The 12,669-nt window shown below is 70.7% G+C and carries 12 protein-coding genes and 1 pseudogene; 4 read left to right on the top strand and 9 right to left on the bottom strand.

The window, feature by feature from the left end; translation table 11 throughout:
- The first annotated feature begins 32 nt into the window (after positions 1 to 32).
- Positions 33 to 842, top strand: a complete 810-nt coding sequence (locus AVL48_RS18100; RefSeq protein ID WP_061983996.1) for a cell division protein FtsQ/DivIB — start codon at positions 33 to 35, stop codon at positions 840 to 842.
- 56 nt (positions 843 to 898) lie between these two features.
- On the opposite strand, the gene AVL48_RS18095 is transcribed toward AVL48_RS18100, so the two are convergent.
- Complete coding sequence (locus AVL48_RS18095; RefSeq protein ID WP_061983999.1) at positions 899 to 1,642, bottom strand: TetR/AcrR family transcriptional regulator; 744 nt, start codon at positions 1,640 to 1,642, stop codon at positions 899 to 901.
- A 95-nt stretch (positions 1,643 to 1,737) separates the two neighbouring features.
- On the opposite strand from AVL48_RS18095, the gene AVL48_RS18090 reads away from it, so the two are divergent.
- Positions 1,738 to 2,571: an NAD(P)H-binding protein gene (locus AVL48_RS18090; RefSeq protein ID WP_061984001.1), complete on the top strand. Its 834-nt coding sequence runs from the start codon at positions 1,738 to 1,740 to the stop codon at positions 2,569 to 2,571.
- A gap of 88 nt (positions 2,572 to 2,659) precedes the next feature.
- On the opposite strand, the gene AVL48_RS18085 is transcribed toward AVL48_RS18090, so the two are convergent.
- Both AVL48_RS18085 and AVL48_RS18080 read right to left on the bottom strand, forming a co-directional pair.
- Positions 2,660 to 3,460: a hypothetical protein gene (locus AVL48_RS18085; protein WP_061984003.1), complete on the bottom strand. Its 801-nt coding sequence runs from the start codon at positions 3,458 to 3,460 to the stop codon at positions 2,660 to 2,662.
- A gap of 130 nt (positions 3,461 to 3,590) precedes the next feature.
- The gene (locus tag AVL48_RS18080) at positions 3,591 to 5,663 is read right to left on the bottom strand and encodes a PASTA domain-containing protein (protein ID WP_061984005.1); all 2,073 of its coding nucleotides are present in this window, start codon (positions 5,661 to 5,663) and stop codon (positions 3,591 to 3,593) included.
- A 184-nt stretch (positions 5,664 to 5,847) separates the two neighbouring features.
- Between AVL48_RS18080 and AVL48_RS18075 the strand changes: the two genes are divergently transcribed.
- The gene (locus tag AVL48_RS18075; RefSeq protein WP_061984007.1) at positions 5,848 to 6,216 is read left to right on the top strand and encodes an Rv2175c family DNA-binding protein; all 369 of its coding nucleotides are present in this window, start codon (positions 5,848 to 5,850) and stop codon (positions 6,214 to 6,216) included.
- On the opposite strand, the gene AVL48_RS18070 is transcribed toward AVL48_RS18075, so the two are convergent.
- Complete coding sequence (locus AVL48_RS18070) at positions 6,185 to 7,363, bottom strand: MFS transporter (protein WP_061984008.1); 1,179 nt, start codon at positions 7,361 to 7,363, stop codon at positions 6,185 to 6,187. The two genes, AVL48_RS18075 and AVL48_RS18070, sit on opposite strands and share 32 nt — an antisense overlap.
- 22 nt (positions 7,364 to 7,385) lie before the next feature.
- Here AVL48_RS18070 and AVL48_RS18065 point away from each other — a divergent pair, with 22 nt between their 5' ends.
- Entirely contained in the window at positions 7,386 to 7,946 is a 561-nt protein-coding gene (locus tag AVL48_RS18065) for a CGNR zinc finger domain-containing protein (RefSeq protein ID WP_061984010.1), read from the top strand.
- 59 nt (positions 7,947 to 8,005) lie between these two features.
- Here the strand turns inward: AVL48_RS18065 and AVL48_RS18060 are convergent, their stop codons facing one another.
- The 5 genes and pseudogenes from AVL48_RS18060 to AVL48_RS18040 all read right to left on the bottom strand — a co-directional run bounded on the left by AVL48_RS18060 (position 8,006) and on the right by AVL48_RS18040 (position 12,660).
- A complete protein-coding gene (locus AVL48_RS18060) occupies positions 8,006 to 8,791 on the bottom strand; it encodes an LLM class F420-dependent oxidoreductase (protein ID WP_061984012.1) in 786 nt (261 codons plus the stop codon).
- A pseudogene (locus tag AVL48_RS39810) lies at positions 8,788 to 9,426 on the bottom strand (phytoene/squalene synthase family protein). Before AVL48_RS39810 ends, AVL48_RS18060 begins: the two are co-directional and overlap by 4 nt.
- Positions 9,423 to 10,898, bottom strand: a complete 1,476-nt coding sequence (gene crtI, locus AVL48_RS18050) for a phytoene desaturase family protein (RefSeq protein WP_061984014.1) — start codon at positions 10,896 to 10,898, stop codon at positions 9,423 to 9,425. Before crtI ends, AVL48_RS39810 begins: the two are co-directional and overlap by 4 nt.
- Complete coding sequence (locus AVL48_RS18045; RefSeq protein WP_061984016.1) at positions 10,898 to 11,989, bottom strand: polyprenyl synthetase family protein; 1,092 nt, start codon at positions 11,987 to 11,989, stop codon at positions 10,898 to 10,900. The genes crtI and AVL48_RS18045 overlap by 1 nt, the downstream gene beginning before the upstream one ends.
- 122 nt (positions 11,990 to 12,111) lie before the next feature.
- Positions 12,112 to 12,660, bottom strand: coding sequence for a CGNR zinc finger domain-containing protein (locus AVL48_RS18040; protein ID WP_061984018.1), 549 nt, complete (start codon positions 12,658 to 12,660; stop codon positions 12,112 to 12,114).
- Between the last annotated feature and the right edge of the window lie 9 nt (positions 12,661 to 12,669).

Raw genomic sequence — 12,669 nt, 5'->3', positions numbered from 1 at the left:
GCCCACCTCAGTTCGGGAGACACGCTTCAGCCATGACGCAGACCGGGGAACGCCGCCGCCCGGCCGAACCCGGTCGGCGTCCGGGCACCGACCGCGCTCGACGGGCGAAGGCCCGGCGCGGCAGGCGGTCCATGCACGATCGTCGCCGGACCACCCGGCCGATCCGGCGCAAGGAACTGCGGCGGCGCTGGGTCGCGCTGCTCTCGGTGCTGACCGTCATCGCCGTCGTCTACCTGCTGTGGTTCAGCTCGATGCTGGGCGTGCAGCAGGTGGACGTCGTCGGCGCGAACTCCGTCCCGGCGGACCAGATCCGCGCCACGGCGGCGGTACCGGACCAGAAGCCGATGCTGCGCCTGGACACCGAAGAGATCCGCGACCGGGTGGCGCAGATGCCCGGCATCGCCACGGTCGACGTCTCGCGGTCCTGGCCGAGCACGCTCGAGATCACCGTGACCGAACGGGCGGCCATCGCGTTCTTCGACAGCGGTCCCGGCGGCGACGGGGTGCACCTCGTCGACGGCGGGGGAGTGGTGTTCAAGACGCTCAAGGAGCGGCCGGCGGGGCTGCCCGAATTGAAGCTGCCGTCGGTGTCGGCCGACGACCCGGTGACCCGTGCGGTGACCGGCGTCCTCGGCGTGATCCCGCAGCAGTTGCTGAAGCAGGTCACGACCGCGACGGCGAAGACACCCGGCAGTGTCGAGTTCGCGCTGGCCGACGGGAAGACCGTCCGCTGGGGGACCTCGGCCGACACCGAACGCAAGGCCAAGGTGCTGGCCGCGCTGCTCACCCGCGAGGGCAAGGTCTTCGACGTCTCGGCGCCCGATCTGCCCACCGTCTCCTGACGCATTTCGTCCTCTAAATGCGGTAGTTGGCCGGGCGAACTACCGCATCTAGAGGACTAAACGCGGGCCTCGATGCCGTCCAGCAGGCGCTCCAGGCCGAACGTGAAGGTGTCGTAGGCGGCTTCGCAGCTGTCGGCGTCGTAACCGCCGCTCTCCCACATCCGGGTCATCGCCGGATGCCGTTCGACGTCGAAGTACTTTTCCCAGAACACCGACCGCTGCCCCCACCAGGCGTCGGTCGACTCCCCGGTCCGCTGTTCGATCTGGGCCGTCTCCGCCGAAAGCGCCGCGTTCGCCTGGACGTACACCTCGATGCTCTGCGCGGCCGCGGTCACCTCGCGCGGTGGCAGCCCGATGTCCGCGACCGCCGCGATCAGGTATTCCTGTCCCGCCATCAGCCCCGGTCCGAGCACCGGCCGCACCGACGACGCCGACCGCAGCCACGGGTGCTCGCGGTACACGGCCAGGGTGCGGTCGGCGTAGAGCCGTACCCGCTCGCGCCAGCCGTCCGGCCTGGGTTCGCCGGGGCCGGGGAGGTCCCGAGCGGCGAGGACCGAGTCCACCATGAGGTCGAGCAGTTCCGTCTTGCCGGGGACGTAGGTGTAGAGCGTCATCGTGCCTACGTCGAGTTCCTTGGCGATCTGGCTCATCGACACGGTCGCCTCGCCCGCTCCGTCGGCGAGGGCGACGGCGGTGGCGATCACCCGGTCGAGGGTGAGTTTCGGTTTCCGTCCCCTGGTCGGCTGCCGGGCTTGGCCGCGGTCACGCCACAACAGTTCGAGACTGCGCTCGAAGTCCATCCACACTCCACTCGGCCGTGAAGCTGGATTCTACATTCTCGTATGCGGTACGGTTGAAGCAATCCCGTAGGGCGTACGAAAAGGAGTGGGGAATCGTGACGATCCTGGTGACCGGTGCGACCGGTAGCGTCGGCAGACTCGTGGTCGACGAACTGGTCAAGGCCGGGGCGCCGGTGCGGGCGCTGACCGTCAACCCGGCGAAGGCGGCGCTGCCGCCTCAGGTGGAGGTCGCCAAGGGCTATCTGGGCAAGCCGGAGACGCTGCCCGAGGCGCTGAAGGGTGTCGAGACCGTGTACCTGGCGCCACTGGCGGACACGGTGGACGACTTCGTGCGGCTGGCGCGGGAGGCCGGGGTGCGCCGGGTGGTGGCGCTGTCGGGCAGCAACGCCGATGACCCGGTGGAGAACTCGAGCGGCGTGGCCTACGCGATCATCGAAAAGGCGGTCCAGGGGGCCGGGTTCGACTGGACGTTCCTGCGACCGGGCGCGTTCATGAACAACACGCTCGGCTGGGCGGAGCGGATCAAGGCCGAACGGGTGGTCCGCGACGCCTACCCCGAAGCCCGCATGACGCCCATCGATCTCGGGGACATCGCGGCCGTGGCGGCGCACGTCATCCTGACCGAGGGGCACGTCGGCGAGAAGTACACCCTGAGCGGACCGACGGCGATCAGCCAGCGCGAACAGGTCGCCGCCATCTCGGCCGCGCTCGGCGAGGAGGTCGCCTTCCACGAACTCACCCGGGAGGAGGCGGACAAGCAGTGGACCGACGCCGGCATTCCGCCGGGGATCGCGAAGTGGCTGCTCGACGGCTTCGCGTACTTCACCGAGCATCCCGACACGCCCACGGGCGTCGTCCAGGAACTCACCGGACGGCCCGGGGTCACCTATGAGCAGTGGGCGGTGGCGAACGTCGAAGCGTTCCGCTGAGGGTCATGAGTGGCGATTTCCCCATCATGTACTTCGCCTAAGAGAGGGTTCGCTCCAGCCCGAATCGCCACTCAGGATCAGCTTGAGTTCAGCGAGCCCGCCGGGGCAGGCGGGTCGGCAGCGGTGCGCCACGCCGCGGCCGGTCCGCCGTCACCTGAGCGGGCTGCGGGGCGGGCGGGAGCGGCTGGGACTTCCGTTGAGGCTGGGGCAGCGGAGGCGGGGCCTGCGACTCGCGGGGCCAGGCGGGCGTGATCATCGCCTGCGCCCCGACCCGGCGGACGGGCAGCCCGTGCGCCTCGCGGGCGGGCAGGCCGGGCCAGATCTCGCCCGCCTCCTTGGCGGCGTCGCGGATCGCGGTGCCGTCGAGCGAGGTCCGCGTCTCTTCGATGTCGCGGTCGAGCCACTGGACGACGAACTCCAGCGGCCCGGCGGGCGGCAGCGGCCACAGGAAGATCTCGTGGTCGACGTGGAATGACGTACCGCCGAGGCCCTGCGCGCGCAGCACCGGCTGGTCCGGCTTCGACGCCGAAGGCACGGAGATGTTCTCCGAACTGGCGCGGCGGCCGTCCGGGAAGAGCACTCCGACGAGCAGCGCGTTGTAGTCCGGCACGCGACGGTGGTCGATCAGACCTTCGGCGGGTTCGTCCAACAGCAGGTCGCGCGCGTACACCGACAGCTGGAAGGTCACCGACTCCGGCCACACCTCGATACCGCGCAGCGCCACGATGGTCCGCTCGGCGCGGCCCAGCGGCATCGACCAGGGCAGGATCGCCGGGACGATGTACTCGCGCGGCGGGTCGACCCAAGGGCGGCCGTTGTAGCCGAACAGCTCCTGTTCCGGCACCGGGAACAGGGGACGGCTGCGCGGGCCGTCCGTGAAGAAGCTCATCGCGGACCAGGCGCGACTGCACGCGGGGCGAACCTGTCCGACATGCCGCTCACGCCGTCAAAGACCACCATGCGGTTCACGGTATCCGATGACCATGCCGGTACTGAACGGTTTCATCACACCTTTCGCGTTACCCGAAGCCCCTGATCCGCACCTTTGAGCCCTTCGGGACCTTGGTGCCGGGCTGCGGATCCTGCTCCAGAACGAAGTCGAAACCACCGTTTCCGCCGCCGTGGCCGTTGCCGTTTCCGCGACCCTGACGGTCGGGCTCCAGACCTGCCTGTCGCAGGATCTGGAACGCCTCCTCCATCCGCTTGAAGGTCACGTTCGGTACTTCGACGGCGTTCGAAACGAAGACCCCGATGCGGCGATTGCTCGCCTTGCCGCCGCCCTTCGGGTCCGTGCGGATCACCTGGCCGGCGGCGAACTGGTCGGAGAACTCCTCACCGGCCTGGAACGGCTGGAAACCGGCCTGCTGGAGGATGGAGAACGCGGCGTCCTTGCTCTGGCCCGTGACGTCGGGGACCGGCGGCAGCGGCTCGGGGCCCTTCGAGAGGATGATCGTGACCTGCCCGCCGATGTTCAGCTGCGAACCGGGGCTCGGGTCGACGCGGATCACCTTGTTCTTGGCGACGTCGCTGAACTCCTGCTCACCTCGCGCCGGGGTGAGCTGTGCGGCCTTGATCGCCGTCTCGGCGTCCTGCTGGCTGGTCCCGGCCTGGATGTCCGGCACGATCGGGCGGCCCTTGGACAGCACCACGTTGACCGTCGAGCCCGGCGCGAGCGACGCGCCCGCCGCCGGATCGGACCGGATCACCGTGTGCTGCGCCGCGGTGTCGCTGTACTCCTCGGTGTAGGCCGGGGTCAGCTTCGCCGAACGGAGCGCGTCACCGGCGGCGGCCTGGTTCATCCCGGCCAGCTTCGGCACCGAGGACGACGTCGGACCGGAGTCGTTGAGGATGAAGGCGAACGCGCCGATCAGGCCCCCGAGTACCAGGACCGCGGCCGCGATCATCAGGTAAAGGCGTTTTCGCGACCGCGGCTGGTCTTCGTCGTCCGCGGGCGGCTTGGCCCGGGGAGGCGGCGTCCGCGGCGGCTGGGTGCCGGGCGGCGGGGTGGGCGGGAACCGCGGCTCCCGGTGCAGCGCCTGCGTCCCACGCGGGCCGGTGACCGGCAAGGTCGCCTCGGCGACCGGGGCCAGCACCGTCGTCGCCGTCGCGGCGTTCATCGCGGGGACGGCCGGGATGCCGGGGGTGGTGCGTTCGGCGTCGGTCTCCCGGTCGGCGTCGGGCGGCAGCGGCACGGGTACCGGGACGGAGGGGATGCCGAGGATGGTGCGCAGATGGTTCAGCTCGGCGAGGAACACCGCCGCGTCGGACGGCCGCTGTTCGGGGTCGCGGCGGGTGGCGCGCAGGATCAGCTCGTCCAGCGCGGGCGGGATGCCCGGCCGCAGTTCACTCGGGCGCGGGACGTCGTCGTTGACGTGCCGGTACGCCACCGAGATGGCGGTGTCGCCGGTGTAGGGGGCCCGGCCGGTGAGCATTTCGTACAGCAGGATCCCGGCGGAGTAGACGTCGCCGCTGGAGGTGGTCGCGCCGGTGGCGACCTGTTCGGGCGAGACGTAGGCGACGGTGCCGAGGATGACACTCGAACTCGTGGTCCCCGCGCTCGCGATCGCGCGGACCAGACCGAAGTCACCGACCTTGACCACGCCGCCGGAAAGCGCCGTGCCGCCGCGGCCGATGAGCACGTTCTCCGGTTTGACGTCGCGGTGCACCAGCCCGGCCGCGTGCGCCGCCGCGAGGGCGGACAGCACCGGTTCGGCGATGCTCAGCGCGAGCGCGACGTCGAGCGGGCCGCGTTCGGCGAGCAGTTCGCGCAGGGTTCCGCCGTCGACGAGTTCCATGACCAGGAACGCGCGCCCGGACTCCTCCCCGCCGGGGGTGTCGAAGCCCTGGTCGTGTACCGCCACCACGTGCGGATGGTGCAGCCGGGCCGCCGAACGGGCCTCCCGTTCGAAGCGCTCGACGAACGACCTGTCGTCGGCGAAGCGGGGGTCCATGATCTTGATGGCGACCTGACGGTCCAGGCGGGTGTCGACGCCGCGGTACACCGACGACATCCCGCCGCGCGCGAGCAGCTTGTCCACCCGGTAACGGCCCTCGAGCAGAGTGCCCACCAGAGTGGGGTCCGTGCGTGTCACGGCTATGGATCGTACGGAAGTGCCCATGTTCTGGTGTACGGGACCTGGCACGGGCGGGATCACGATTTCCGCCATTTCGTCGGAACGGTGGTATGCGTCACCGAACGGGCACTTTCCGTCATGGCGGAGTCGTCACCCGTGCGCAGTAACGGGACGCGAGACGGAATGTGGCACAGTGTGACCTGTGAGTGGTATTCCCGTCGCCGACGACGTTCTCGGTGCAGATGTGGCCGTTCTGCCGATCTCGGAGGTCGCGACCGCGCTGAACGTTTCGGCCAACAAGGTCCGCCAGATGTTGCGTGACGGTCATCTGATCGCCGTCCGGCGCAAGGGTGAGCTGTACGTTCCCGGCGCGTTCCTGGTGAAGGACGGCGTGGTCAAGGGCCTGGCCGGCACCATCACGGTGCTCGCGGACTCCGGCTTCAGCCGGACCGAGATGCTGCGCTGGCTCTTCGCCGAGGACGAGACCCTGCCGGGGGCCACCCCGGTCAACGCGCTCCGGACCAGCCACGGCACCGAGGTCAAGCGGCGCGCGCAGGCGATGGCGTTCTAGTCCGTCCGGACGTTCCGACCAGGACATACGTCGCAGCCGCGAGCAGTTGACAGCCCGCGGCGGCGCACAGCCCGGTGGTTACGGAGAGTGCGCTCAGCGGTCCCGCGACCGCGGCGCCCGCCGCGAGTCCGGTGATCTTCACGCTTGCCGCCGTCGTGAAAACCTGCGCCCGCACCCCTGCGGGTGCTTCGCGATGCCGGATGGCGAAGAGCGCCGAAAGCTGGGGTCCTTCGGCGAAACCGGCGAGCACGGCGGCGGCCAGCAAGGTCGCCACGTCGTGCCCGGCCGCCGCGACCAGGAAGCTCACGCCCAGCAGGACGGTGCTGACGAGCACGGTGCGATCCGGTGGTGGCGGCTTGCGGGCCAGCACGGCGTTCGCGACCAGTGACGCGGCGGCCAGCGCGGTGAGCAGGAGCGCGCCGAACCCCGCGTTCCCCAGCCGTTGGGCGCCGAGCAGCGGGTAGCAGACCACGGCGATCCCGATGCCGACGAAGGACACCGTGGACGTCGCGGTCGCCCGCAGCAGCGAGCGATTGCGGAAGAGGACGGCGAACCCCTCGGCGAGCCGGTGGCGGATCGGTTTCGCGGGCTGGGCCTCGACGGCGGGTAGCGACCACGCGGCCGGGAAGGCCGCCGCGACGAGGGTGATCGCGACGGCGACCGCGGCCGGGGCGCCGACGTAAGCGGTCACCAGCCCGGCCAGTCCCGGCCCGATGAGGCTCGCCGCGGTGAACGTCATCGCGTCCAGCGCACTGGCCCTCGGCAAGGAGGTCCCACCGCGGACGTGGGGCAGCTGAGCCGTCCAGCCGCCGGCCAGTGCCGGGTTGAGCAGTCCCGCCGCGACGGCGACCGCGATCGCCGCGGGGACTTCGACGAGCGCGAGTACCGCCCCGAGCCCGCCCGCGTAGGCGAGCAACGCCCACGCCAGCAGCCGTCCCGGCCGGGGACTGCGGTCGAGCAGCGCGCCGAGCAGCGGCCCGCCCGCCGCCGCGGCGATCGTCAAGCCGGCGAGCAGCGCGGATCCCGTGGCGGCCGAGCCGTCGACACTGAGACCGAGCAGCAGCAACGCCGGCCCGGACAGCTCGTCACCGGTCCTGGCGACCGTCGCTCCGGTGAGGTAGACGGCGAGTCTGTAACGGCCTCTCATGAAAAAGACGTTACAGTGGGATATGACTTCAGCGCAGCGGGATTTCCTGCCGGGCCGCTCCGCGCGGGCGGCGGCGCAGCGGGCGGTGGACCTCCTGGAGGTTCTGCTCGCCCCGGACCCCTCGGTCGAGGCTGTACGAACCGTGCTGGAGGCGCACGGGGAGACCGGCGTCGAGCTGACGCCTTCGGACGTGACGTCGTTGCGCGAGGCGGCCTTGGAGCTGCGTGAGGTGTTCGCGGCGCGGGAGGTCGCGGAGGCGGCCGAGGTGCTCAACCGGTTGCTGGCCCGGCACGCGCATCCGCCGCGGCTGACCGACCACGACTCCGGGTTCGGCTGGCATCTGCACGTCGATGCCGACGACGACGGGCCGTGGGGTGCGTGGCTGGTGACGTCGTCCGCGCTGGCACTGGCGGTGTTGCTGGCGGACCGCCAGGCGCCTCCGGGCGGTCTATGCGCCGCTTCGGGCTGCGGGAAGCCCTTCGCGCACTTGGGTGGGGGGAGTCCGCGTCGGTACTGCTCGACGCGGTGTGCGACCCGGGAGCGGGTGGCTGCTCACCGGCGTAAGCCACCCGAGACGCCATGAAAGGTCCTTTCCTCGCGAAATTTGCAAGGAAAGGACCTTTCCTGGCGCGCGGAAGAACCTCAGGACTGCTTGTCGCGCCACTGGATCCAGGCGCGCAGCTTGTCGAAGTTGTAGTCCGGTCCGCCGGTCGCCACGGTGAACAGCGAGACGCCGTGCTCCAGCAGCTTCGGGCCCAGCTCCTCGGGGTCGCCGTCGACGCCGACCGAACGCTCGATCTCCTTCGGGTCCCGGCCGATGTCGGCACAGTGCTGGTCGAGGATCTTGACCTTGCGCTCGACGACCTCCGGGTCGCCGAAGCCGTGCCAGATGTCGGCGTGCTTCGCGACCAGGCGCAGCGTCTTCTTCTCGCCGCCGCCACCGATCAGCACCGGGATCTTGCGGGTCGGCGCCGGGTTCAGTTTGCCGAGCCTGCTCTCGATCCGCGGGAGCGCCTCGGCGAGGTCGTCGAGCCGCCCGCCCGCCGTGCCGAACTCGTAGCCGTACTCGTCGTAGTCCTTCTCGAACCAGCCGGAGCCGATGCCGAGGATGAGCCGACCGTCGGAGATGTGGTCGACGGTGCGGGCCATGTCGGCCAGCAGTTCGGGGTTGCGGTAGCTGTTGCACGTCACCAGTGCGCCGATCTCGACCCGCGACGTGGACTCCGCCCAGGCGCCCAGCATCGTCCAGCACTCGTAGTGCAAACCGTCGGGGTCGCCGAACAGCGGGTAGAAGTGGTCCCAGTTGAACACGATGTCCACACCGAGGTCTTCGGCCTCCGAGGCCGCCCGGCGGATCGCCTTGTACTCGGCGTGCTGCGGCTGCAGCTGGACGCCGATCCGGATCTTCCTGTTCGCAGCAGTGGTCATGACCGCACCCTAAGCCTGGAGTTGCTCCACGCGCTCGTCAACAGACCCGGCAAGGCGACCCCCGTCCGGCGGCGGCGCGGCACGACCACGCGGGTGTTCAGCACGTCGTAATCGAGTGCCACGATCTCGTCGAGGATGCCTTCGCAGAGGACGAGCGCGGTCCGCACGCAGGCCCGGGATTCCTCGCGCAGCAACGGGATTCCCGCTTCCGCGCGGCGGTACACCGAGCCCCCTCGAACGCGACCACTCGAGCAGTTCGCGGTCGACGCCGAACGCGGCCAGCTCCTCGGTGGGCAGGTAAAGCCTTCCCCGGTCGAGATCTGCAGGCCGATCACCCCGGCCGAGCCGTGGATGTACTCCCGCAGATCGCATAGGTCGCGTACTCGGTGATCTCGATGTCCATCGCCATGGACCGCAGGAACGCGTCGAACGGCCCGCGGCTGACACCGTCGAAAACCCGCCCGGCCGAAGCGGCGACCTCGTCCAGCGCGTGCGCGAACGGCCGCGCCCCGCGGCGGCGGCAGCCGGGTCGCGAGGAAGAAGGTGCGGCCATGGCGCGCGTTGATCCGGCGGCACTCGGTGTACGCCGCCCGCAACGCCTGTCCGGTGATACCCGCGGCGTCGAGCTCGTTCATCGCCCGGTGACCCGTTCCGCCGCGAGCCTGCCGGAGATCACCACCGGCGGGATACCGACACCCGGCGTGGTCCCGCAGCCGGCGAGCACCACGTTTTCCGCCGCCCGCACCAGATTTCCCGGCCGGAACGGGCCGGTCTGGGCGAAGGTGTGCGCGAGGGAGAACGGCGTGCCCGCGGTGAGCCCGCGCTCCGCCCAGCCCGCGGGGGTGATCATCTCGTCGACGGTGAATTCGTCCGCGAAGCCGGTGAGGCCGCGCTTTTCCAAGGTGCTCAGCAGTTCCGCGCGATAAGCGGGCCCGACCCGGTCCCAGTCGATCTTGCCTCGGCGCAGGTTCGGCGCCGGTGCCAGTACCGAGATCACCTGGTCGCCGCTGGAGGCGAGGCCCGGTTCGGTCGCGGTCGGCCGGGTCACCAGCAGTGAAGGGTCGCTCATCAGCTTGCCCTCGCGGATGATCTCCGAGAACGTCTTTTCCCAGGCATGGCCGAAGAAAATGGTGTGGTGGCCCAGATCCGGCCACGACCGCGGCGCGTGCCCGTGCAGTACGACGGCCGACGGCGAGTACCGCAGCGGCAGCGGCCGCCGGGGGCGGGCGCCGAGCAGCCGGTACGCGGTACCGAGTTCGGTCGCGAGAACCACGGTGTCACAAGGGATCCGCTCACCCGAACGGGTCCGCACCGCGCGCACGCGCGAGGAAACCCTTTCCAGCCAAGCGGCTTCGGTGCCGAACCGCACCTCCGCACCGGCCCGTCCGGCCGCGGCCGTCAGCGCCCGCGCGATCTCGCCCATCCCGCCCGACGGGTAGTAGACCCCGCCGACGGTGTCCATGAAGGAGATGACGCCGTACGCGCCGATCGCGCGGGCCGGGTCGAGTCCCGCGTAGAGCGCCTGAAAGGAGAACAGGCGGCGTACCCGGTCGTCGCGCAGGAAACCGCCGATCTTCGGGCCGAGTCGTCCGAAACCGCCCAGTGCGGCCAGTTTCGCCAGTTCCGGGCGCGCGAGATCGAGCGGGGAGTCGAAGTTCGCGCCGATGAACCGGTCCTTCTGCACCGCGTACAACTCGGTCAGCCAGCGCCGGAGCCGACGGTAACCCTCGGCTTCGGCCGGACCGGCGGCCGCGCGGATCTCGGCCTCCATCGCCGCCGCGTCGGTGTGCACGGCGATCGTGCTGCCGTCGGCGAAGCGGGCGCGGTAGGCCGGGTCGAGCCGGGTCAGCGTCAGGTTGTCCGCCAGCGATTCGCCGACCGCCGCGAAGGCCTCGTCGAGCAGTTCCGGCATGGTCAGCACGCTGGCCCCGGTGTCGACGGTGTTGCCGCCGAAGTTCGCTTGCCCGGCGCGGCCGCCGGGGGCCTTGTCCTGCTCCAGCAGCGTCACCCGGCGTCCGGCGCCGAGCAGGTGCAGCGTCGCCGTCAGCCCGGCCAGCCCGCCACCGATCACCACCACGTGGTCACTCGGACCGGTGACGGTGCGCATCAGTAGGTCCGCTGGGTCGCCTTGACGACCAGCCCGGTCAGCGCGGCGGGAGCGGGTTCGGCCAGGTGCGCGCGGTCCAGCGCGGCCATCGCGGAATCGGTCAGCTCGTCGATCCGGCGTTCGACCGCGTCGACCGCGCCGACGTCCCGCAGCGCCTCGCGCACGGTCTCGACGGCCTCTTCGGAAAGGTGAGCGTCGCCGATGGCGTCGGAGATGACCTTCTCCGCCGCTTCCTTGCCCTGTTCGGCCGCGCGCTGGAGACCGAGGGCGACCAGCAGGGTGCGCTTGCCCTCGCGCAGATCGTCGCCCGCCGGTTTCCCGGTGACCGAGGGGTCGCCGAACACGCCGAGCAGGTCGTCCCGCAGCTGGAACGCCACGCCGACCTCGTCACCGAACTCGCGCAGGGTCGCGATCAGGGTCTCGTCGGCTCCGCCGAGCGCGGCACCGAGGTGAAGCGGGCGCTGGACGGTGTACGCGGCCGTCTTGAGCTTGCAGATGTGCAGTGCCGCCTCGGGGGAGGCGTCGCCGGTGGCCTGCGTGCGGACGTCGAGGTACTGCCCGGCGAGCACCTCGGTACGCATCGCGCGCCACGCCGGCCGCGCGGCGGCCAGCGCCGCGGGCGGCAGCGGAGCCTCGCCGAACATGTCGTCGGCCCAGGCCAGCGCGAGGTCCCCGACCAGGACGGCGGTCGCGAGCCCGAACGTACTCGGCGAACCCAGCCAGCCGCTGTCGGCGTGCAGCTTCGCGCCCGCGATGTGCACCGTCGGCGAACCGCGGCGCGAATCGGAGGAGTCGATGAGGTCGTCGTGGATCAGCGCGCACGCCTGGATCAGCTCCAGGCTCGCCACCGCCTGCAGCACGCCTTCGACGTCCGGCCCGGCCGGATCTCCGCCCGCGCCGCGCCAGCCCCACCAGGCGAACGTCGGGCGCAGGCGTTTGCCGCCGCCCAGCACGAACCCGGCCAGCGCGTCGATCCCGACGCCGACACTCGGTTCGGTGCGGCGGATTTCGGCACCGGCGCGCTCGAGGAACCCCGCCAGCGCCCGCTCGACGTTGGCGGGCAGATCGGCGTCGTAGGCGGACGTGTCCATGCGCACATCCTCCGGGAAGGACGTCGTCGTGACCCAGTCGGGTGCCGTCGAATGTGGCGGAACTCGCCGCGTTCAGTCCTCTGAACGCGGTCCTTGCGCGCGCAATTACCGCACTGAGAGGACTAAACGCGGGTTTTGGCGTAGTGCCGCTTCGCCCGCGCCCGGTTTCCGCAGTCCGCCGAACTGCACCAGCGCCGCGACCGGTTGCGCGTGTGATCGGTGAAGACCCAGCCGCAGCCCGGCCCTTCGCACTCCCGGACCCGATCGAGTGCTTCGGAGCGCAACAGGTCTTCGGTCGCCAACGCGAGGAAGTGCGGCAGAGCGGCGCCGTCGTCCAGCGGTACCACCCACCGCAGCGGCAAGGACGACGGAAGCGACGCGTGCCGGTACGCCTCGATCAGGGGCTTCCGCAGCGTCGTGAGGTCCGGCGGATCCGACACGAGCACGCGGTAGAGCGTCTCGCGGAACGCCTTCACCCTCTCGAGGACGGCTTCGGAGATTTCCAGTCGTTCGCTACTCGCACCCACCAGGACGACCCATTCGGACAGCCGCGCCGGATCCGAAAGCCGGTCTTCCCGCCTGGCCGGATCGCGCCGCCAGGAAACGGTGTTGACCAGGTCCAACGGCACACTCCCGCCGATGCTGTCGTACCCGTCCCAATGGTGGTCCACAGGCCCTCC

It is taken from the genome of Amycolatopsis regifaucium (assembly GCF_001613935.1).
GTDB lineage: Bacteria > Actinomycetota > Actinomycetes > Mycobacteriales > Pseudonocardiaceae > Amycolatopsis > Amycolatopsis regifaucium.
The sequence above is the reverse complement of the archived record's forward strand: the minus strand, read 5'-3'. Positions and strand labels throughout refer to the sequence as shown.